The organism is Paenibacillus sp. RU5M (assembly GCF_900221055.1).
Lineage (GTDB): Bacteria > Bacillota > Bacilli > Paenibacillales > Paenibacillaceae > Paenibacillus > Paenibacillus marchantiae.
On record NZ_OBQM01000001.1, the window covers coordinates 472651 to 494743 of the forward strand.

16 protein-coding genes are annotated in these 22093 nt (G+C 44.8%); 14 read left to right on the top strand and 2 right to left on the bottom strand.

Annotated elements, in window-relative coordinates; translation table 11 throughout:
• Positions 1-239: 239 nt before the first annotated feature.
• The 4 genes from CRO25_RS02345 (at position 240) to CRO25_RS02360 (ending at position 4248) form a co-directional block, all read left to right on the top strand.
• Positions 240-1256 (top strand): ABC transporter substrate-binding protein, encoded by a 1017-nt coding sequence (locus CRO25_RS02345; RefSeq protein WP_079694030.1) that lies wholly within the window; start codon positions 240-242, stop codon positions 1254-1256.
• Positions 1257-1459: 203 nt separating this feature from the next.
• Positions 1460-3106 carry an ABC transporter substrate-binding protein gene (locus CRO25_RS02350; protein WP_079694029.1) on the top strand — a complete coding sequence of 549 codons (1647 nt, stop codon included), beginning with the start codon at positions 1460-1462 and terminating at the stop codon, positions 3104-3106.
• A 48-nt stretch (positions 3107-3154) separates the two neighbouring features.
• Positions 3155-3976: a carbon-nitrogen family hydrolase gene (locus tag CRO25_RS02355; protein WP_064636915.1), complete on the top strand. Its 822-nt coding sequence runs from the start codon at positions 3155-3157 to the stop codon at positions 3974-3976.
• An 86-nt stretch (positions 3977-4062) separates the two neighbouring features.
• The gene (locus CRO25_RS02360; protein WP_024630602.1) at positions 4063-4248 is read left to right on the top strand and encodes a hypothetical protein; all 186 of its coding nucleotides are present in this window, start codon (positions 4063-4065) and stop codon (positions 4246-4248) included.
• A 220-nt stretch (positions 4249-4468) separates the two neighbouring features.
• Here the strand turns inward: CRO25_RS02360 and CRO25_RS02365 are convergent, their stop codons facing one another.
• Entirely contained in the window at positions 4469-5389 is a 921-nt protein-coding gene (locus CRO25_RS02365) for a LysR family transcriptional regulator (RefSeq protein WP_064636917.1), read from the bottom strand.
• A 456-nt stretch (positions 5390-5845) separates the two neighbouring features.
• Here CRO25_RS02365 and CRO25_RS02370 point away from each other — a divergent pair, with 456 nt between their 5' ends.
• Positions 5846-6631, top strand: a complete 786-nt coding sequence (locus CRO25_RS02370; RefSeq protein WP_179132077.1) for a DeoR/GlpR family DNA-binding transcription regulator — start codon at positions 5846-5848, stop codon at positions 6629-6631.
• Between the two features lie 26 nt (positions 6632-6657).
• Positions 6658-7800 (top strand): N-acetylglucosamine-6-phosphate deacetylase, encoded by a 1143-nt coding sequence (nagA, locus tag CRO25_RS02375; RefSeq protein ID WP_072733395.1) that lies wholly within the window; start codon positions 6658-6660, stop codon positions 7798-7800.
• A gap of 257 nt (positions 7801-8057) precedes the next feature.
• Here the strand turns inward: nagA and CRO25_RS02380 are convergent, their stop codons facing one another.
• Positions 8058-8897 (bottom strand): helix-turn-helix domain-containing protein, encoded by an 840-nt coding sequence (locus CRO25_RS02380; RefSeq protein WP_079694027.1) that lies wholly within the window; start codon positions 8895-8897, stop codon positions 8058-8060.
• A gap of 310 nt (positions 8898-9207) precedes the next feature.
• Here CRO25_RS02380 and CRO25_RS02385 point away from each other — a divergent pair, with 310 nt between their 5' ends.
• From CRO25_RS02385 to CRO25_RS02420, 8 genes are all read left to right on the top strand, one after another.
• Positions 9208-10044, top strand: a complete 837-nt coding sequence (locus CRO25_RS02385) for a chitosanase (RefSeq protein ID WP_256863563.1) — start codon at positions 9208-9210, stop codon at positions 10042-10044.
• 19 nt (positions 10045-10063) lie between these two features.
• On the top strand, positions 10064-12652 hold the full coding sequence (locus CRO25_RS02390) for a metallophosphoesterase (protein ID WP_079694026.1): 2589 nt from the start codon (positions 10064-10066) through the stop codon (positions 12650-12652).
• 455 nt (positions 12653-13107) lie between these two features.
• A complete protein-coding gene (gene leuC / locus CRO25_RS02395) occupies positions 13108-14529 on the top strand; it encodes a 3-isopropylmalate dehydratase large subunit (RefSeq protein WP_063566821.1) in 1422 nt (473 codons plus the stop codon).
• Between the two features lie 31 nt (positions 14530-14560).
• Positions 14561-15178 carry a 3-isopropylmalate dehydratase small subunit gene (gene leuD / locus CRO25_RS02400; protein WP_063566822.1) on the top strand — a complete coding sequence of 206 codons (618 nt, stop codon included), beginning with the start codon at positions 14561-14563 and terminating at the stop codon, positions 15176-15178.
• Positions 15179-15453: 275 nt separating this feature from the next.
• Positions 15454-16860: an N-acetylmuramoyl-L-alanine amidase family protein gene (locus tag CRO25_RS02405; protein ID WP_079694025.1), complete on the top strand. Its 1407-nt coding sequence runs from the start codon at positions 15454-15456 to the stop codon at positions 16858-16860.
• 258 nt (positions 16861-17118) lie between these two features.
• Positions 17119-18531: an N-acetylmuramoyl-L-alanine amidase family protein gene (locus tag CRO25_RS02410; RefSeq protein WP_064636929.1), complete on the top strand. Its 1413-nt coding sequence runs from the start codon at positions 17119-17121 to the stop codon at positions 18529-18531.
• Positions 18532-18566: 35 nt separating this feature from the next.
• Positions 18567-19250 (top strand): GerMN domain-containing protein, encoded by a 684-nt coding sequence (locus CRO25_RS02415; RefSeq protein WP_063566825.1) that lies wholly within the window; start codon positions 18567-18569, stop codon positions 19248-19250.
• A gap of 72 nt (positions 19251-19322) precedes the next feature.
• Positions 19323-22061 (top strand): S-layer homology domain-containing protein, encoded by a 2739-nt coding sequence (locus tag CRO25_RS02420; RefSeq protein WP_097115708.1) that lies wholly within the window; start codon positions 19323-19325, stop codon positions 22059-22061.
• The last annotated feature ends 32 nt before the right edge of the window (positions 22062-22093 follow it).

The window sequence follows — 22093 nt, forward strand, 5'->3', positions numbered from 1 at the left end:
TAAAGATGGCAATATAGTACTCATTAATTTATCACGTCAATCCCGAGCTGTATAGGGGGAAAACACTTCATGAATACTTGAATGGAGCCTATATTTGTGTTTTTGTACAAAACTGAAATGAGAGATTTCGTTTTGTCCATTGAGATTAGGGTAAAGCCTGTTTTATGATAATACTCGATAATGATAATCAATATCATTGATAAATATGAACGAAGCACTTATTAGGGGGAGAAATAGAAATGAAAAAGGGTATACGAAATACGGCAGTATTATTGACGGTTACATGGTTGTCCATTCTTCTGCTGGCTTGCGGAAATCAGGCTTCAACTCCATCTGCCGGAACGGATGATTCCAAAACGGCCAATGAAACACAGACAGATGGGGATCAGTCCAAGCAGGAACAGACGGCATCCACGGATAACAGTGAGGGTGAAACCCGGATGTTCAAGGACTGGACAGGCCATGAAGTTGAGGTTCCGGTTACGCCAAAACGTGTGATTTATCATGGTGAAGTTACAGGGGATTTGCTAGCGCTGGGCGTTGTACCTGTAGGTATTCTTCGTCAGGATGGAACGGTATATGATGATCAGGTAGCCCAAGCGGAAGATGTGGGTTTCCCGATGAGTGTTGAAAAGGCGCTTACCTTGAATCCTGATCTGATCATTTTCTCAAATAGTGATCAGGCACAATATGATCAAATCTCGAAGGTTGCGCCAACGGTTACCTTTGATTCATTTGCCTCATTGGACGACCGCATGCGTACTCTTGGCGATCTGTTGAACAAAAAGCCGGAAGCGGAAGCTTGGATCACGGCCCATCAAAAAGCAACGGAAGAGATGTGGAAGCAGCTTCATGAGAATGGACTGAAAGAAGGGGAAACAGCTTCGGTATTCACTATGTATCCTGGTAATCGACTGTTTGTGATGGCCGGAGCAGGATTGCCACAGTTGTTATATGGAGCCGATGGCATGAAGCCAACCGCGGAAATTCAGAAAGTATTAGATGAAGGAATGGGCTTTGCAGAGATTTCTACTGAAAAGCTGCCCGAAATAGCGGGTGATCGCGTATTTATACTGAATCCAGTAACGGATCATGCGAAGCAGTCCACCAAAGAATTGCTGGATAGCCCAATCTGGAAGAACTTGCCCGCTGTAAAAGAAGGAAAAGTATATCGGTTTGATCTGGTTAAGGCTTCAAGTGATGCAACTTCAAGAGAATGGCTGTTGAAAGAGTTACCGAAACAGATGATTAAATAGTCGTTTATGGATTGATAAATCATAATATTTTACTGGAACAAGAACGAAAATGCCGACTAAAAATGAGCCTTCAACATTTCGTTGAAAGCTCTTTTTTTTGCTGATTACAGCCAGATCTGGATTAATGACAAAAGCTCGCTTATAATCAGTTCATACAGATTTAATGATAATCATTCTCATTTTAAAGAACGAGGTGAACCACCATGCAGGCTTTGAATGCCGATGCGAGAGGGTTGTATTTTTCAGCATTCATGTTTCGGCTGGATCATCTGGAACAACGAATTGAACAACCAGAACAGGTGATGCTGGAAGTGGCATGCGATAAACATACATTTTTGATCTGCGAAGAAGGGGAAGGTCGCTTATACATAGGATATGAACAGTTTCCTTTTACCACCGGATGTGTTTACCCGCTTTCTCCGGGCGAGGGGTACCAAATTGAACATGGAAACCGAATGGAATTAAAATATATGGTGATATCATTTGATGTTATTCATGTATTGACAGGAGATCCGGAACAGTATACGCGCCCTGTATTCGAACATAGAAATCAATTGAACGGCTATCCTTATGCCCCGTTAAGTGGACTGTTGGAGCAATTGTATGCCATTCGTGATTATCAAACAGATGCCGAATATATCCATTTGAATGCACAGTTTCAGAGATGGATGGAGATGATCATCACCCGGTACACTTCTCCAAAAACGGAGCAGAGCATGGAATCCAGACTACACAGCACGATTCAGTATGTAGATGACCATTACGCTGAAGAGATCACAGTAACGAAACTGGCACGTCTTGCGGATATCCGACCCGTGCAATATACAACCTTGTTCAGACAATTAACTGGCCACAAGCCGCTTGATTATGTGAACCATGTACGAATTAAACATGCTAAGGATTGGCTGCGCAAATCCGATGAACCGCTTCGGGATATAGCAACCCGGGTGGGCTTTAAGGATGAGTATTATTTTAGCAGGCGTTTTCGTCAAATGACCGGATTATCGCCTCGTCAATATGACCGATCTATTCAGCAACAAACACTGGTTCAGGATTGGTTGGGTCATGATGTGAATATTCCGGCACGACCTGAGCGAATTATGTTTTATGGTGATTCCGGTGGAGATCTGCGAGTGCTGGGTATTGGTCTGTTAGGAGATCAGGTATATGATGCGGTTGCCCCGGTTAATGTGGAAGAGGCAGTCCGGATGAGACCAGACCTGATCATTTTCGATAGCACTAACGAACAGCAATATGAGCAATTTTCCCGAATTGCACCCACACTGGCATACAACTCTCACGCAACGCTGGAAGATCGGATTTGCAGGGTGGGAAGCTGGTTTGGCAAGCAATCAGAGGCTGGACAATGGCTCTCCTCCTATCAGCAACGTATGGAAAAGATGTGGATGAAGATTCATGCTTCAATTGAACCGGGGGAAACGGCGTCCGTATTCACCTATCATCGGGGTGCCCGATTATTTGTCATGGGCAATATTGGTCTGGCCTCACTCTTGTATCATCCGATGGGGTTCAGACCCGTTACGAAAGTGAAGGAGGCGCTTGCCGCGGGCAGAGCGTATAAGGAAATTTCGTCAGAAGCGATTCGTCAGTATGCCGGTGATCATATATTTGTCTTGCTTCCTGAAGAGGTTATTGCAAGGCAGGCCACAGAGAAGTTGATGCAGAGTCCAAGCTGGCTGGCACTTCCAGCCGTGCAGAAGGGGCAAGTGTACGGAGTAGAGGAGACAACATGGAATTTGGGCGATGCACTAACGAGCAACCGTTTGTTAACATTGCTGCCCGAGTTATTATGTAGGAGTTCAGAACGAAAACAGGTTGCAGATGTTTGAATGATCAAGCTATGATTACAGGTATTACGGTTCAGAGGAGTGCTGGTTATGACAGAACAACAACAAGGGGAAATGCGTGTGGCCCTGATTCAGGGCGATATTCAGCTCGGAGACCCTGAGGCCAACCATAAACATATGCAGTCTTTGCTCGAACGAGCGCTAGAACAGGTTCCCGACCTGGGATTGGCTGTGCTGCCCGAGATGTGGAATACGGGCTATGCTTTGGAACAAATTCATGAGCTTGCTGACCCGGAGGGCCAGAAATCAAGAGAGTGGCTCGCGGCTTTTGCCCAAAAACATCGAATTTCCATCGTTGGCGGTTCCATTGCGGAGAAACGTAATGGCCAAATTTACAATACAATGTACGCCTATAACAGTGAAGGAAATCAGGTGACACGTTACGATAAATTGCATTTATTCCGCCTGATGGATGAAGAGAAGTATTTGCAGCCTGGTGCAGAACCGGAAATATTCGAATTGGAGAATGGCCTCACCGCTGGAGCTTCGATCTGCTACGATATCCGTTTCCCTGAGCTTGCTCGAACCCTTGCCTTGAACGGAGCCAAAGCATTAATTGTCCCCGCTGAATGGCCGAACCCGCGCTTGCATCATTGGCGCACACTGCTTACAGCAAGGGCCATCGAAAATCAGATGTACGTTATTGCCTGCAATCGCGTGGGGAAAAGCGGAGACACCGAATTTTTCGGGCATTCCCTCATTATTGATCCTTGGGGTGAAATTGTGGCTGAAGGCGGAGAAGGAGAAGAGATCGTGACCGGAGTTATCCGTCCTTCGCTTGTGGATGAGGTTCGTGGCCGTATTCCGGTATTCGAAGACCGTAGACCTGGCATTTATTTTGGCAGTAAATAAAAATCTGTAATTTTCCAATAAAGTGTTTATTCATCCGGGAGGCGGGTAATGATAACTATCCCGTCACCAAGGAGGATGATCAATCAATGGACAACCATGTGAAAGATACGCTCAGGAGACTGGAACAGGAAAACACTAGGGTAGATCACTTGAGGCCATTCTTAGAGAATGGGGCAGGAGGGCTATCACCACCTGAACAATCTGTTCAGGACGAAGGCCGCCTTGTGAATCAACAGAACAGGCTGACAAGTGAACGTAATTTGCGAAAATAAACCGCCAAACTTGAAATTCTCATATGTACGTTTTTACGTTAACAATTCAATGATGATATCAGCAACATTGTACTGTAACGATGATGTACTGTTAATACCATGTAAGAACTTTATCCTGCGGATGCGGGAGACGAGTATAGAACAAAGGCTTGGCCCTTATGGGTCAAGCCTTTGTTTATTTTGTTGCCATGTATGGCGGGCCAATCCGCTGACCGTCCAATTATTCTCCTTGAGAGAGCTCGGCAACGGTTTGTTGAAACGTATGAATGAATGCCTCCGCGGCTTTGGAGAGAACCCGTCCTTGGCGGTATGCAACTACAAGGGTACGACTGGGGGTTGGCTCAGCTAGCGGTACATAAACAGGAACAAATTCACTGCGGGGCGCGCGGGCAATAAAGCGCGGAACCAATGTAATCCCCATACCTGTAGCCACCAGTGACTGCACCGTCTCAATGTTTGTACTCTCAAACACCACGTTGGGGTCAAACCCGGCTTCCTCACACAGATCAAATGTAAGTTTACGGAAGCCTTGTCCTTTCTTCAGCACAACAAAGGGTTCATCGCGAAGCTCTTCCATCCGTACTGGAACCGGATGCTCCGGATCTCCTCTACGTGCCAAAGGGTGATTTGGGGGAACAGCCAGATCAATTCGCTCCTCACCAATCGTTACATAAGATAGGCTTGGCTCCTGCAATGGGAGGGAGAGCAGGCTTAAGTCAGCCTTGCCACTGGCCGTCAACTTTTCAAGCGTCAGCCCGGAGTCTTCCAGCAAGGTTACTTCAATCTCGGGATAGGCCTGTTGAAAAGCGGGAAGCACATGCGGAAGCAGGTGGGAGCCAGTGATCGGCATGCTGCCTACAACGACTTTACCTTTGCGCAGCTGGGAGATGTCCGACATTTCCTGTCTGAGCAGCTCGACTGCATCAATAATTTTCTGAGCCTGCTCTACAAAAGTCACCCCTGCATGGGTCAACTCCACAGTGCTGGTATTACGCTGAAATAACAGTACACCCAGTTCCTTTTCAAGTTTGGATAGCTGCTGACTTAAAGAAGGCTGGGCAATGTGCAGCTTCTCGGCTGCCCGGGAGAAATTCCGTTCTGCCGCGATTTGCAGCGTATATTGAAGTTGTCTGAATTCCATATGCACACTTCATTCCTTTCGTTATGCCACCATTATATCACTACAAATAAGAAATGATTAGTTTAACTGAAACGCTTAAACTGCTTAAAAGAGTTAATACAACACAGGCAAAACTATAACAAAAAGAAACTCCCCCAAGGGGGTGAAAAGCGTGAAGTCCAATTCTGCAACGAGGATTAAAAAAAACCTATTGGGAATCCATTGGACTCAAGATCGTATTTATCTGAGTGATTTAAGTCAATTTGATAAGCAATGGCTCCGAAATCCATTCATTAATTTTTTCTTAGCAGTAAATCTTAACTTATGAAGACGTTAACGGATGTAAATTCATCTGGCTAACGTCTTTTTTATTGAACAGTCAGGAATAAATACTTTCACTTACTTAAGGTTTACTTATAATAACTTGAAAAAAATCAAAATAAAACTTATACTTACTTAAAAGGAGGTGCATGTATTGTGTATCAAGAGGAAAGATTGTTAAAAATACTCGAATACTTGAAACATCACCAATCGATGAGTGTTACAGATATATGTACGCTGTTTGAAGTATCAAGGGATACTGCACGAAGGGATATTGTTAGATTAGTACAAGAAGGCGTTGTGATTCGAACTCATGGGGGGCTATCGTTACCTGAGTTACAGAAAGAAATGCTGTCTTATCAGGATCGTTTGATTGATGAATCCGAGAGTAAGAAAAAAATAGGGAAGTTTGGGGCAAAACTTATCCAAGACCATGAGACTGTGATTTTAGACGTATCAACCACGGTGCAATTTGTAGCGGAACAAATTAGCGCAAAAAATTGCACGGTGGTCACGCACTCGATTGATAACGTAGGGATCTTGTCCAATCGAGAGGATCTTCAAATCTATATTCTCGGTGGTTACTTGAATGTAAAGCACCGCTTTTTATATGGTTCTTCCATTATCGATAAACTAAGTGAAATTCGTGCTGATAAAGCCTTCATTGGAGCATCGGCGATCCGGTCTGATGGACTTTATTATCCATATGAAGAAGATGCCCGGGTAAAGAAAGAAATAGCCAGAAGATCTGATCAGGTTATCGTAGTAGCCGATCATACAAAATTTATTGGCAAATCTATTCATCGGCTGGACTTTGATTTCGTTGACATTTTAGTCACAAATCTGGAACTCCCGAGTGAGATCAGAGAAGTTCTGGATCAGAAGAACATCACTGTTATTGAGTGTCAGGAAGAAAATGAAGAGGTTCGAAAGCAAGACTGATAACCATCCGGAAGAGGAGGATTTTTATGGATTATATTTTGCATAATGTACAAATGGCACTTCGCAACCGTATCGTTCCATCAGCCAATGTGTGGATTTCTGAAGGGAAAATCATGAGGGTAGACACAGGTGATCTTCCTACGCTAGAAGGGGAGTATGAACGGATTGATGGGAGAGGACATTTGCTAGTACCTGGGATGATAGATGTTCATATCCACGGTGCCAATGGCTTTGATATGATGGACGGTACTGAAGAGAGTATTCAAGAAGTTTCACGCCAATGTGCTTTAACGGGGTGTACCTCATTTCTGGCTACATCTGTTAGTTCTACGATGGAGGATCTTCTGGAAATGATTCGTAGTGTCAAGCGTGTAATAGGACAAGAAGTGGGAGCAAAGATCGCAGGGATTCACTTAGAGGGACCGTATCTGAACCCGAAGCGAAAAGGAATGCAGAATGAAAAGTATTTGCGGCATCCCAACATAGAAGAAATGAAGATCATTTTCCAGGAAGCAGGGTCACTCATTAAGATGGTTACTATTGCTCCCGAGCTGCCGGGAGGAATGGACTTGATTTCCTTTTTGAAAGAACAGGGAGTAGTTATAGCGATCGCTCATTCGGATGCCACATATGAGGAAGCCAAACAAGCCTTTGCATCAGGTGCGAGTCATGTGACGCATTGTTTTAATGGCATGCGGCCGATCCATCATCGAGATCCGGGTCTAATCGTGGCTGCTTTTGAAGAGAAACATGTAAGTCTTCAAGCTATTGTGGATAATGTCCATCTGCATCCTGCTATTATTCGACTGATTCATAACCTGAAAGGACCGGAAGGAATGGTCTTGATCACAGATGCTTTACAAGCAATGGGTATGGGCGATGGGAATTATCTATTTGGAGGCCATCATGTCACGGTTTCGGGTGGCATTGCAAGACTAGAGGATGGAACACTGGCCTCCAGTACAGTTACCATGAATGAAGCCTTACGTTATACTGTCGAAACCGGAATTCCCTTGATAGATGCCGTACAGATGGCTTCAACTACGCCGGCCAATATTCTTGGATTTCAACAAAAGGGGGAAATTTCCTCTGGTTTCGATGCCGACCTGGTCCTATTGGATGATGAATTTCAGGTTCTCTGGACGATGGTGGGCGGTCAAATTCTATAAATCACTATTATTTGCGATTCCACAGACAAAGCCCATTAGATAAGTCTAGTGGGCTTTACATAAATAAACCCAAGAACCCCTTTTTTATAAGGGGTTCTTGGGTTGGGAAAAGAAATTTCGACTTGAATTGGGATGAGGAAAATGAGTGATTGTAATGGATGGATCCGCTAACGTATTGCCTTACAGAATCCATTGCCGATTTTGAAGAATTGGGCATTTTATTTTCTTTAATGATTGGTATTTCAGTGATTTTGCTATTAAGATTTAAATTGTTTGCGGAAGCAGAGTGGCGAGATGCCCATCACTAATTTGAAGGTTCTTCCAAAATGGGAAGTGTTATCAAACCCAACCATTCCCGCAATTTCAGTAACATTAAAAGAAGAGCCCACCAGCAAATCACGAGCTTCTTTAATACGGATGTTATTGATATATTCTATGAAGCTGAACCCTGTGGATTCTTTAAAAGTTCGGCAAAGGTAGGAAGAGCTTATGTCGAATTGCCGTGAAATCTCACAGAGCTTAAGCGGTTCCATATAATGTTGATTTACATAATTAACGATGTCTAGGACTTTCTTGTGTGTACGATTGGATTCCACCAATGGAGCGACAAGGCTGTCAAATAGTTTGCGGTTAAGATAGAGGAGCAACTCTACCAATAATATTTGTTGGTATTGTTCATACCCGCGGGCTTGCTTTTTCCCTTCCTGGATCATCTTCTGAAAAAGCTGTTCGATGAAATGCTGATCCTTTCCGGTCATCTTCAAAGCACGGTAATCACTTTTGAACAATTCGAGCAGATCCTCACATTGACCACGGGTACAGAAATGCTGCAGGAATTCTTTCTTAAAAAGCAGTGTAACTCGTTCATACATATTGCAGCTGGAATTAACCAGTTTGTGCCTTTCATGAATATCCATAAATAGCAGTGTTCCGCCCGCAACCTGGTAGGTTCTATCCCCTATATAATAATAAAAATCCCCGGATATTAAATACAGAATCTCATATGCGTCATGATAGTGTCTTGAAGGCATGCTGGTGTATACCTGTTTCTTGCGGCTGACATCAAAAAGAGCAGACTCATAAAATACCGGCTTCATTCAGCACCTCCTAAGAGGATTGTAGACTTGATCTAAGGTTCATAGCAATATATGTATGAAAATTTAATAATTACAAGAAAATACGTGCTGTATGGTTATTTTTTTTGAGATAAGCTTGAATGGAATTTATAAATCGTTGAAAAAAAGGAGGGGTGTCGTGCTTGGATAGATTTAGGTATAGGGTTCCTGTTGCTAAAAGTTAAAGCGCTTATACTATTCAATTAAGGGAGAGATTGCGGTGCTTAATTCAACGAACAGTAAGGTTTTCAAGAAGATGAAATTTTCATTGATGATCCTGCTCAGTTTTTCAATGATTTTTTCTTATGGCTCTCTGTCCAATACGTCTCAACAGAAAAGTTATGCGGCAGGGAACCCTAATTCTAATTTCTCCCCTGCAACACTTCAATTCTTACGTGCCAACACAGGTCTTGATGGTGAGCAGTGGAACAATATTATGATGCTTGTCAACAAACCGGAGCAGGACGATCTGAACTGGACCAAGTTTTACGGATATTGTGAAGATATTGATGATAACCGTGGGTATACAATTGGAATATTCGGTGCGACTACAGGCGGCTCAAATGATACCGGTCCCGACGGTCCGGATCTGTTCAAGGAATATGACGCTGCCAAAGGCGCGGGTAATCCTTCGGTTAAGGGAGCATTGGCCCGGATCGGTGTCAAGGGTTCGATGAAAGGGAAGATCCTCGAAATCAATGAAAGCGAAAAGAGTTTCTGCAAAAAGATCGGCAATTTGCAAAATGATCCCGAGTGGAGAGAGGCTATGTGGAAAACGTTCTACAATGTTTATATTAAGTACAGTGTAGATCAGGCCCGCAAACGCGGCTTTAACTCGGCATTAACGATTGGTTCCTTCGTGGACGCAGCGCTGAACCATGGAGCGACCGGCGGTTCTGAGACCCTTCAAGGGCTTTTGGGTAAATCAGGAAGCAGCACGGATGAGAAGACTTTCATGACCAATTTCTATAAAGAACGGACCAAGATTGTGGATACGAATGACTACAACTCTCCGCCTAACGGAAAGAATCGTGTGAAGCAGTGGAGCAATTTGCTGAACATGGGAGAAACAGACCTGAAGGGCGCAGATTCGGCAGTACTTCAAGTTACCAACTGGAAACTCCAATAATAGGAGGGAGATGAGGCGAATGGACAACAACCAATCTTATCTCAAGAACAGATTCTCCAAGGTAATTAGTCTATTGGTTATAGGTTTGCTGCTTGTCATGGAACTGACCGGTTTTGTCTCAGCAGGAAGGGAAGGAAATGAGGAAGATCTTGCAAGTGAAGCAACTGCAGTTGAGGAAACGATTGCCCAGTGGATTTTTAAAGACAAAGGTGAGAACGGAGTATTTCCGGCTACCGGCGGGATATATCAAACAGCTTCATCCATTCGTGATGTAGGAACAAATACGGATGCATACACCTATGAGTCAGGTGAGAACAGCGTACGCAACCAGGGCTGGCATGAAGGAACGGGCATTAAGTACTGGCTTGCCACGGTTTCGACCAAAGGCTTCGAAGGTATCGACCTCTCTTCACAGCAAACATCTTCAAGTACAGGACCTAGGGATTTTAAGGTGCAATACAGTACGAATCAGCAGCAATGGACAGATGTTTCGGGCGGCAAAATGGTTCTTGCCCAGAACAATTTTAATTGTTCCAATAATTCCTGCAAATTAACGAACCTCGCATTGCCTGTGGAAACAAACAATCAAGATGTACTCTATATCCGCTGGGTGGTAAACTCTGCGAAAAGCGTAAGCGGGGGAACGGTGTCCAGCTCAGGTTCAAGCAGAATCAAAGATGTGGTAATTAAAGGAACACGCATCAGCGGCGAACCAGGGAACACTCCCACACTTGAGGTAAATAAAACTCCCCCTTCAGGGGCTGCAGATGTTTCCCTTAACGCAGAGATTACAGTGAAGTTTAATAAAGCCATTAGTCTCGTTAGTGGCCATCAAGTTGTAATCACAGAAAACAATGTCCCTCTTACCAACATCTCTGCCTCGCCCCTCGGTCAAGACACGGTTAAAGTCAGCCATCCTAATTTTACTGCCGGCAAAACTTACAAGGTGACCATCCCTAAAGAACTTGTTAAGGGGACTGGGGACGGCCGGACACCGGACAACGATATTACTTGGAGCTTTAAGACGAAGTCTCCAGATACCGGCAACAAAACACCAACGCTGCTGAATATGACTTTTAATGGGGACCCCAAGACAAGTATCGCTTTTGACTGGTATACGGCCGAAACCGTAAGAAGTACAGTAGTGCAAGTAGTGGAGGCCTCCAAAGCCGGAGGAAGCGAGTTCCCAGAACAGCTGGCAACTTCTTATGAGGGTAGTTCAACAATTATTGAAACCTTAATGACGTCAGGAGACAGAAGTTCCAAGAAGTATAAGAAGTTCGCCAGCCACAAGGTTATTGCAACCGGTCTTAAGCCTGGAACCAAGTATATGTATCGCGCCGGTAACGGTGATGTGGACGGCTGGAGCGAGACGGGTTCTTTTACCACAGACAAGGCAGATAATCAGGATTTCCATTTCCTCTATGTAACCGACACCCAAGGCTCAAGTAAATCCAATTTCGATCTGTGGCAGGATACTTTTAAGAGAGCTATTGAGAAAACGGTAGATCCAAAGTTTGTTCTTCTTACAGGGGATCTAACGGATGACGGTGATCTGGAGCAGCTGTGGCAGTGGTTCTTGGGTGTGCCGAAAAAAGAATTTGCCAATGTGCCATTTGCGCCGATAATCGGCAACCATGAGGTCGAGGATTATCCGAATAATAATTTTTATAACCATTTTAATCTTCCAAAAGATGTGGGGACTGGTGCTCATGATGGGTCGGTGTATGCTTTCGAATACGGCGATGCCCTGTTTATGCAAATCAATTCCCAGTACGAAGGGGAGGTCAAGCCATACAAAGCGGATATGCAGTTCACGAAGCAATTGGAATGGATGCGGAATCAGGTGGCAAAGACCGACAAGAAGTGGAAATTCGTCTCTATGCATAAGGGAGCTTATTCTTCAGGAGATAATGCTTCGGCAGAAAGCGAACGTGTAGAATTTTACCGGAAATATCTGATTCCTGTATTTGATGAGCTGGGTGTGGATATGGTGTTTGAGGGACATGACCATATGTATATGAGATCTTTTCAAATGCTGAACAACGTTCCGATTAAGAATGTCATTACCGATGAGCATGGAAATGTGCTGAATCCCAAAGGGACCGTGTATCTAATGGGGAACTCGGCCGCTTCGAAATTCTATGCTCTTAATCCAGACGCAGACACGTTTTTTGCAGCAAAAAACGATCAGCCCAACAAGAAAATGTTCCTGGATGTTTCCATTACAAGCGACGTGCTGAAAGTTACATCCTACACAGCAGTTAAAGATAAACCTCTTGCCGTCTATGATGCTTACAGTATTAAACGGACGGACGGCAAACCAGGCATAGTCGAAAATCCAAGCGCAGTAAGACAGTCAGCGAACCGTGCAGTTCTTTCGTGGATAGCGCCAGCAACTAGCTCTGAGCCGGTGCGAGGTTACCGGATTTACGAGAAGAATGATAAAGTCAGCACGAATTGGAGCGTGTATGTGCCGGCGGTCAGCGGTCAGACAAGTTACAGCTATACATTAAACGGCATAGATTCTCCCAAAGCCTACAATTTCGTTATTAAAGCAGTGGGGACAAGAAGTAATTCACTTCCAGTAGAGGCAGTAATACAATGAATAGATAGATGTGGGGAATACGTGAGGTAGCGATCGTACTTTTTTTCAAGACCTCAATCTGCTGATCCGTTGTCTCATTTATTTCATTCGGTTATTCATATGTCGTTTGTACTGTGTGTGGACGGGAACGTCTAGAGCTGGTGAGAATTAGTCATCGCAGCCCTTGCATCAGGGCTGCTTTTTTTCTATTTAACATAAAAAGCATTGACAGCGAAGAAGCTGGAACGTAGTATAAGACTTATATGATAATGATAATTGTTATCAATTGAAACCTCTGCATAGAGCAGTGGTTTATTTGCTTTTCCCTCATTATAGGTTAAACCTATTACATCTATAGATATTATATCTTGGAACAATGAAGGACAGGGTGATATATTTATGTCATTCAAGAGCTTCACTTTTAAAGAAACTACTGAGGCTCTTCCAAGGACCGAACTTATGATGAGGTGAAAATGATGAGTAAAAAAACGATGTTTGAGAAAATTTGGGAAAACCACGTGATTCATCAGGAAGAAGGCAAACCAAGCATTTTGTATATCGATCTGCATCTGGTGCATGAAGTAACATCCCCACAGGCGTTTGAAGGTCTGCGTCTGAGTGGTCGTAAAGTTCGTCGCCCTGAGTTGACGTTCGCAACAATGGATCACAACGTTCCAACGAAAGATCGTTTTAACATTACGGATCCAATCTCCAAACAACAAATCGACACACTTTCACAAAATTGCCGTGACTTCGGCGTAAAACTGTATGATCTGGATACCATTGATCAAGGTGTTGTACACGTTATGGGTCCTGAGCTCGGTCTGACTCATCCAGGTAAAACGATTGTATGTGGCGACAGCCACACGTCCACACACGGCGCATTTGGCGCACTCGCATTTGGGATCGGAACGAGTGAAGTAGAACATGTTATGGCAACCCAATGTTTGCAGCAAGCCAAAGCCAAAACGATGGAAGTTCGTTTTGTCGGCAAACGTAACCCGGGTGTAACGGCGAAGGATATGATTCTCGCAGTCATCGCCAAATACGGTACAGACTTTGCTACTGGATATGTTATTGAATATACAGGTGAATCGATCCGTGAACTGAGCATGGAAGAGCGTATGACCGTCTGCAACATGTCCATCGAAGGTGGAGCAAGAGCGGGCATGATTGCTCCGGATGAAACAACTTTTGAATATCTGCGTGGACGTGAATACGTACCTGCCGATGGCCAATTCGATGAAGCGGTTGCTGCCTGGAAAGAGCTTGTAACCGACGAAGGTGCTGAATTCGACCATGTTGTTGAAATCGATGTGGAATCATTGATTCCGCAAGTGACTTGGGGTACTAGCCCAGGTATGGGAACCGACATTTCTTCGAAAGTTCCTGTCCCGGCTGAATTGCCAACTGAAAACGAACGTAAAGCAGCTGAAAAAGCGCTTGAATATATGGGCTTGGAACCTGGAACACCAATCTCCGAAATTCCAATTGATTATGTATTTATCGGTTCATGCACGAATGGACGGATTGAAGATTTGCGTGCTGCTGCACAGGTAGCCAAAGGTCACACCGTATCCAGTAATGTTACAGCGATCGTTGTACCAGGCTCGGGACGTGTTAAAATCCAGGCGGAAAAAGAAGGTCTGGATAAAGTGTTCACTGAGGCTGGATTTGAATGGCGTGATGCAGGATGCAGTATGTGTCTGGCAATGAACCCGGACGTATTGAAACCCGGACAACGTTGTGCTTCGACATCCAACCGTAACTTTGAAGGACGTCAGGGACGTGGAGGACGTACTCACCTCGTATCTCCTGCAATGGCGGCTGCAGCAGCGGTTAAGGGACACTTCGTTGACGTACGTGACTGGAATTTCAAAACGGAAGCAGCTATCTAACAACGAACGGATTGAAGGGAGAACGAATGATATGGAAGAATTCAAAACACTGCAAGGCATCGTTGCACCGGTAGACCGGGTCAATGTAGATACAGATGCAATCATTCCGAAACAATTTTTGAAACGGATCGAACGGACCGGATTTGGACAATTTTTGTTCTACGAATGGCGTTTTGACGAAGAGGGCAACAACAATCCTTCTTTTGAAATGAATAAACCTCGCTACGAAGGGGCATCCATTCTGATCTCACGTGCCAACTTTGGTTGTGGATCTTCCCGTGAGCACGCACCCTGGGCCATTATGGACTACGGTTTCCGTTGTGTAATTGCACCATCGTATGCGGATATCTTCTATAATAACTGTTTCAAGAACGGGATCTTGCCGATCAAACTGTCCGAAGAGCAGGTTGAAGATCTGTTCCAGCGTACAGCGACACATGAAGGCTATGAGATGAATGTGAATCTGGAAAACAAAACGATTACAGATGCATACGGACTGCATATTGATTTTGATCTGGATGAGCATCGTCGTCAATTCCTGTTGCAAGGATTGGACGATATTGGTCTCACGCTTCAACATGATGACGAAATAGGGGCTTATGAACAACGCCACGCGGCAAAGCTGTTTGGACAAACGGCCTCAGTCTAATCTTTCATCTGTAATTTGTATTTCAAACCTCCAATCGTGCAGGGAACTTCACCGTTCCTTGGATCGAATTGGAGGTTTTTTTGCATTTGGCAATGATGCAATTATCTTTTCGAGTTATAGGATATTCCGACTAAATATGACAACGTTGTAACCGGATGAAGTGACAATATCTGATAAACTGATTAGTAGATTATGGAAGGGTAGATAGAGTCGAGTGTTGCATCACAGCGAATCAGGTCGAAGGTTCAAAAGACAAACAGAATGGTGGTTGATGTATGAAGAAATGGTCGGCAGCAGTCTTTGTTTTTCTGTTCCTCTGTTTATTTCCTGTCATGGCAAATGCCGATTCGTCTCCCTCGATTGTGCTGGACGGTGTGACCATTAACCAGCAGTCGGGAGCTCCAGCCGAGAATACTGGCAAAACCGTGATGGTGCCCATTCGGATCGTCTCTGAAAACCTCGGTTATCAGGTGAAATGGGAGAAAGCCACTCAGACTGTTCGTATTCTCAAAGGTAACAGCAGTATCCAGATGACGGCAGGCGAAGATGCGGCCACCGTGAATGGAAATCGGGTGAGTCTCGATTCTCCGCCTCTAATTAAACAGGGGACTACACTGGTTCCGCTACGTTTTGTCGGTGAAGGCATGGGTCTTCAGGTGGGATGGGACAATGGAACCAAGACAGTAAGCCTATCAAGTATTCCTCCTGTAGCAGGTACCGAAGGTGAAAATGACCCAGTGGAGGCTCCTGAACCAGAAGGTCTGTCTGAGCTTCAAAGTATCAGCTTCGGCGGGGACCGTCTAATCTTGGCGACGAACGGGAAAATCACACCGAAGGTTTCCAGTCTCAGCGGACCTGATCGTATCATCGTAGATCTGCCCGGCACCACATTTGCTAAGGAGTTCATCCAGGGACAGGCTTCCAATCCGGATGGCAGCGGAACTCTTCTGGTTACGGATTCATCGCTGGTTTCCAAGGTGCGATATGCAATTTTTAGCCAAACGCCTTCAACGGTGCGTGTGGTCCTTGATCTGAGTCAGGTGGCGACTGCCAAATGGTCACTGGGCGAGAACAACGTGTTGCTTGTTGACCTTGCGGCGAGTAATGGAGAACCAACAAGTCAGCCTGCTGTGCCAACCAATGATGGCAAAAAGGTTGTCATTATTGATCCAGGACATGGTGGACGACAGTCAGGGGCCGTCAGTGTGACAGGTGCCTATGAGAAGGACTTTAATTTGGCTGTGGGACTCAAAGTTCAGGCACTTCTGCAACAATATACGGAGATTCAGACGGTGATTACAAGGCAGGATGATACGGAATTATCCCTGCAGCAGCGTGTAGATATTGCCCAGCTGAATCAGGCGGATATTTTTGTGTCGATCCATGGAAACAAGTTTACAACTCCTGTTCCTAATGGAATTGAAACGTTGTACAGTCGTAAAGATAGCAAGGATTTGGCCGATGTTTTGCATAAGCATGTGTTGCAGGTTACAGGATTTAAGGATCGGGGAGTCAAAACGGCAAGTCTGCATGTAACCCGTGAAACAACGATGCCCGCAGTTCTGCTTGAACTCGGATTTCTGAGTAATCCAGCTGATGAAGCAATGATGCTGACTGAAGATTATCAGAACAAATGTGCACAGGCCATCGTAGATGGAATTGTTGAATATTTAGGTCTTTAAAGTGGGCAGTGCGCAAATATGAAGGTCAGGGTAGTCCGTTGTTTCGAGATGCATAATTGATAATTAAGGAAAAATTCAGACAATAAAATGTAGAAAAAGCTTGATTTGACAACGTTTTTTTTCTGTTATGTTGGAATATATTCGCAACTTTTGAGAGTACGAGGCGTCTAATAGGTGTCTGGTAATGCCTCAGTGGTCAGTCGGAGCTGAAGGTTCACAACATGCGGCAAAAAAATATGAGAATGGTAGGGGTGAAGGATGAAGAAGTTCGGTTTTTTGGTACTGTTATTTGTCTTTGGGCTCGTTTTCCCGGGCTATAGTCATGCAGCAGCAGATACGCACATTATCCTAGATGGGAAAGAAATTGTGCAGCCTTCGGATGCCAAAGCGGAAATCATCAATAGTAGCGTGATGGTTCCGATTCGGGTTATTTCGGAGAGCCTGGGATATGGTGTGGACTGGAAACAGGCAACAAGCACCGTGACTATTAGCAAAGACAACACTGCCATGCAGATGATTGTTGGACAGAAGACGGCAACGGTGAACGGCAGTAACGTGAACCTGGATGCCCCGCCACTCGTGAAAAATGGAACCACACTTGTGCCTTTAAGGTTCATTGGTGAGCAAATGGGTCTTAAGGTGGGTTGGAACAATACAACGAAGACGGTAACATTAGTTACCCAGAATTCAGGTTCCGGAAACGGGACAACCACTCCTCCGAACTCTGGTAATGATGGTGGAGGATCGGATCAGGATGGTCTTGTACTGGTGAACGGCATCAGCTTCAGTGACAACCGCTTTTTGATTGCAACAAGTGGAAATACGAAGCCGAACGTCTTCACGATGACAGGACCGGATCGAATCGTTATAGACTTGCCAAATACCGCATTCGCTGACTCTTTTAGTGAAGGACAAGCTTTGGACAGCAACCAGAATGGACAGCTTGTCGTGAGTGGATATCCGGATGTGTCGAAGATTCGTTATTCCTTGTACAGCAATAGTCCTTCTACTCTTCGTTTTGTCATTGATCTGAGCAATGCCAAAGGTTATGACGTGCAAAGTGACTCCGGTCTGGTTATGATTGATCTCAACAAAGAAGGCACTACAACACCGCAACCTCCTGTTGGAAACAACGGTAAAAAAGTTGTTGTTGTAGACGCTGGACATGGTAATCAGGACCCGGGAGCCATCGGTGTAACCGGCAAGAAGGAAAAAGACTTCAATCTGGCAATGGCTCTGAAAGTGGAAGCATTGCTGAAAAAAGAATCTAACATTGACGTTGTGCTGACGCGCAGCGATGATACATTTTTGGCTTTGAGTGAACGAGTAAAGATCGCAGAAAAATTGAAGGCGGATATCTTTATTTCCATTCATGCGAACAGCGGGTCTGCAGCGGCAAACGGTGTGGAGACGTATTACACCCGTTCGAATAGCAAGGCATTGGCTACGGTGATGCACAAGTATCTCTTGCAATCATCTGGTCTGAAGGACCGCGGAGTAAAAACGGCAAGTCTCCACGTAACCCGTGAAACAACGATGCCGGCTGTTTTGCTGGAAGCCGGTTTCCTGAGCAACAAGAGCGATGAAGCCGCATTGTTCACTGAAAGTTTCCAGAACAGTGTAGCCAAAGGGATTGTTGCAGGGATCAAGGAGTATCTGGGAATTAAATAAGGGTTCAACCCTTATGATCAGGAGGCGGAGTTAGAATGAACAAAAAATTATGGATTGCAGCGCTGCTGGTAACGGTTATGACAGTTGCTGCTGGATGTGGAAGCAAGCCAACAGCTGCTCCAGCTCCAAATCAGACTCAAGGTGCGGGAACAGAGAATAATGCGCCTGAGGATCAGAATGAGACGGATATTACTGAACCTGTAACTGTGGATCCGGAGGATACAACAACAACGACACCGGATAACACTGAAGGCACTACGGAGGGTACAACGACTCCATCGAGTGGAACTACTTCAGAGAAACCTGGAACTTCCGAAAGTAATGAGAAGAAGACCATTGAAGTGTACTACACAGATCTAGAAGAGTTGGAATTGCACAAAGCATCGGCAGATATTTCTTACGCTTCGGATGAAGCCAAGTACAAGGCTGCATTTGCGGCGCTGCAACAAAGCAAGGACGACAAACTCGTTCCGCTTTGGGCGAAAGAAATTGAATTGAAATCTGTTCAGTTCAAAGACGGCGCGCTTACCCTGGATATTCACATGCCGGATACAGCACGTCTTGGTGCAGGTGGCGAAGTGTTTGCCATTGATGCTTTGAAGCAAACATTCTTCCAGTTTGATGAAGTCAAATCACTTGATTTGCTGGTAGATGGCCAGCAATCCGAGAGTTTGATGGGCCATGTGGATCTTGAGCATCCAATGACACGATCCGAATAGGTTGTACAGCATGTTGTTTTACCGTGAATCTGCGGAATATCGGCCGTTTTACATGAGAGAGGGGAATCACAGGTGACTTTTAAATATAACAATCCATCACACTCTAAAAAAGTAGTTTCAGCCGTGCTTGCAGGCATGATGGCCCTTAGCGCTGGCGGAGCTGCCATGGCAGCAGAATCAACAGATACGGGGCAAGGCCAGACTGCAACTGTAAGCAATACAGCTGCACCAACCGGTTTGTTCAGTGATATCAAGGTCGGATATTGGGCTGAGAAACATGTGTACAAACTGGCCTATCAAGGCATTCTTCTCGGTAACAACGGCCTGTTCCGTCCAGGAGACGCGGTAACACAGCAGGAAGCTGTGACGATGGCGATCCGTTTTATGAACAAGGAGAACCAGTTGAACGACAGCACGGCTACGGCATTACCGACAAATATGGAAGTGGGAAACTATTTCAAGCCATATGTCGCTTTGGCGCTTCAACTGGGACTGATTGATAAAACCGAAGAATCTACTGTGGATGTATCCAAAACATCCTGGGGGCAGAAGCAGGCATCACGTGAATGGATTACAAAATTGCTGATCCGTTCGTTGAACAAAGATGCTGAAGCGAAGGCACAAAACAATCAATCTACCGGATTTGCAGATAATGATAGCATTTCCGAAAGTGGCAAAGGGTACATCAATCTGGCTGTAAGTTTGGATCTGGCCAAAGGTGTAGAAGGCAACAAGTTTAATCCAACCGGCTCTGTAACTCGTGCCCAACTTGCTACATTCTTTAGCCGTGGCGAAACGTTAACGGATACGAAGTATGCGAACACATCCACAGGTTATGTAACAGGATTAAAAGATGGGCAGATTACGCTTGTTGTGGACGGAAAAGCTGTTAACTTCGCAGTGAACAGCAGTACGCCTTACTTTACAAAAGACAGTGAATCCCGTGCATCGTCTGCGGATGTGAAGCTGTATACAAAAGTTCAGATTGTAGGTACTACCGGTACGGCTTCCTATGTCGAAGTGGTCGATGCTACGCCGCAGGTAGAAAGCGTTGAAGGTACTTTTGCTCGTTCATTATCAGGTAATAAAATTGGCTTGTTTGTAGGCGAGAATTATGAAACGTACGGCTATGATGAGGCAACAGCATTTATGGATCAAAATGGAAATGCAATCAAACTGTCTGATATTACAGCAGATAGCACCATTGAAGTACAACGTGAGACGTTCTCGGATGACAAAAAGACAGTTGTTATTCGTGTGAAGTCCGGTATTGTCAACAAAAGTGATAGTGGTGTCGTTGCTGAAGTAACGACTTCTGCCAAAACGATTAAGCTTACCAATGCAGCCGGAACTACAGAGCAATACACCTATAATGATAATCTAATCATTCGTTACCAGGACCGAATCCTTTCCCTGGCTGAGCTCAAAGCGGGAAGTGCAGTGAAGTATACGGTGAAAGACAGCGTCCTGCAAACGATTGAATTGTCGCAAGGTGTAGAGCAGTCTTTACGCGGTACACTGGTGGAGATCGGTGGTAACCAATCAACACTGACGTTTAAACGTGAAGGTGGATCGCTGGAAGCGAAGCTGCTGGTAGAAAAGCCTGAAGTAGTTATCAACGGAATCCAGGATGCTACACTGAATGATCTGATTACGGACGCAACTAATGGAGATCAGGTTGAGCTTACGCTAAACTCTGAAGACCGTGTGACGCGCATTCAAGTAATCGGACGTCAGATGGAGCCAATGAACGGGGTTTCCGTTGTATCCTACAACAGTAAAACAAAAGTATTGACGGTTCTCGACAGCAATAAAAAACCGTTTGTGTTCACGCTGGATGACAAAACGAAGCTGGACTACAACACATCGAAGCCTACACTTGCTGGATTGGAGTCTTTGTTAAATGATGGTCGCAAATTGGATCTGACGTATGTGGGAACTCGTGCGCTATCCGTTAAAGTGATTTACAAATACGAAGGCACAATCAGCAGTATTGATACTTCGGGCAGAAAAATCAGTTTGTTGTCTGGAAACCAAACGATCACGGTGCCGTACTCTACGGTTCCAACAATTGAGATCTACAACAAATCTGGAGCAAGTCTGAGTGATCTGAAGATCGGTGATAGTGTCACAGTTACGCTTGGTTCGAATCAGGACTATGTGCAGAAAGTGGCTTTGAACACCGTGGCTCAATTTGAAGTAGTCTCTGTAGAAACCAATGGACGTGTTCGCGTGAAATCGGATTCGCTGACAAGTCAGTTCTATGTCGATCAAGCGGTTCTGACAGGAGAAAGTGGTCAGACCATTACGGCGTCACAATTGACAGCGGGCAACCTGATTAACGTTACATTTGAGGGAACTACGCCTAAAGCGGTTCAAGTCGTTAAACGTACGCTTGCGGAGGTTACATCTGTTGATGCTTCGTCAGTTACACTGAAACTGTTCAATGGTCAAAGTGAGACGGTTCCTGTTAGTGGTTCTGTAAAAGTGGTCAAATCGGGATCTACGTTAACCACACTTGGCAGTCTTACTGTAGGTGATCGTGTTGAGATGACAAAGGATACGGATAATTCCACCCGTTTCAGAGTGTTGACGGTCATGAGCAAACAGTTCTGGTCTTATGATGGAGTCGGTAACCAAATTTTGGTTAAACGTGAGTCCACATCTGACACGAATTATCGTTTTGCACTGGGTACAGGCGCATTTGTTCACCAGGGTGACAACACTTTAAGCGTGCAATCTCTCAAAGATAATGATAATATTGTATTGTATCTCCTGAACAACGTTGTACTGGAGATCCAAAAACAGTAATCGTTTCTTTTCGAGGATCAAAAGAATGACCG

Bases quoted from the DNA above. Each gene is read 5' to 3' on its own strand.
- CRO25_RS02345 (WP_079694030.1), top strand. From the start codon at position 240: ATGAAAAAGGGTATACGAAATACGGCAGTATTATTGACGGTTACATGG.
- CRO25_RS02350 (WP_079694029.1), top strand. From the start codon at position 1,460: ATGCAGGCTTTGAATGCCGATGCGAGAGGGTTGTATTTTTCAGCATTC.
- CRO25_RS02355 (WP_064636915.1), top strand. From the start codon at position 3,155: ATGACAGAACAACAACAAGGGGAAATGCGTGTGGCCCTGATTCAGGGC.
- CRO25_RS02360 (WP_024630602.1), top strand. From the start codon at position 4,063: ATGGACAACCATGTGAAAGATACGCTCAGGAGACTGGAACAGGAAAAC.
- CRO25_RS02365 (WP_064636917.1), bottom strand. From the start codon at position 5,389: ATGGAATTCAGACAACTTCAATATACGCTGCAAATCGCGGCAGAACGG.
- nagA (WP_072733395.1), top strand. From the start codon at position 6,658: ATGGATTATATTTTGCATAATGTACAAATGGCACTTCGCAACCGTATC.
- CRO25_RS02380 (WP_079694027.1), bottom strand. From the start codon at position 8,897: ATGAAGCCGGTATTTTATGAGTCTGCTCTTTTTGATGTCAGCCGCAAG.
- CRO25_RS02385 (WP_256863563.1), top strand. From the start codon at position 9,208: ATGATTTTTTCTTATGGCTCTCTGTCCAATACGTCTCAACAGAAAAGT.
- CRO25_RS02390 (WP_079694026.1), top strand. From the start codon at position 10,064: ATGGACAACAACCAATCTTATCTCAAGAACAGATTCTCCAAGGTAATT.
- leuC (WP_063566821.1), top strand. From the start codon at position 13,108: ATGAGTAAAAAAACGATGTTTGAGAAAATTTGGGAAAACCACGTGATT.
- leuD (WP_063566822.1), top strand. From the start codon at position 14,561: ATGGAAGAATTCAAAACACTGCAAGGCATCGTTGCACCGGTAGACCGG.
- CRO25_RS02405 (WP_079694025.1), top strand. From the start codon at position 15,454: ATGAAGAAATGGTCGGCAGCAGTCTTTGTTTTTCTGTTCCTCTGTTTA.
- CRO25_RS02410 (WP_064636929.1), top strand. From the start codon at position 17,119: ATGAAGAAGTTCGGTTTTTTGGTACTGTTATTTGTCTTTGGGCTCGTT.
- CRO25_RS02415 (WP_063566825.1), top strand. From the start codon at position 18,567: ATGAACAAAAAATTATGGATTGCAGCGCTGCTGGTAACGGTTATGACA.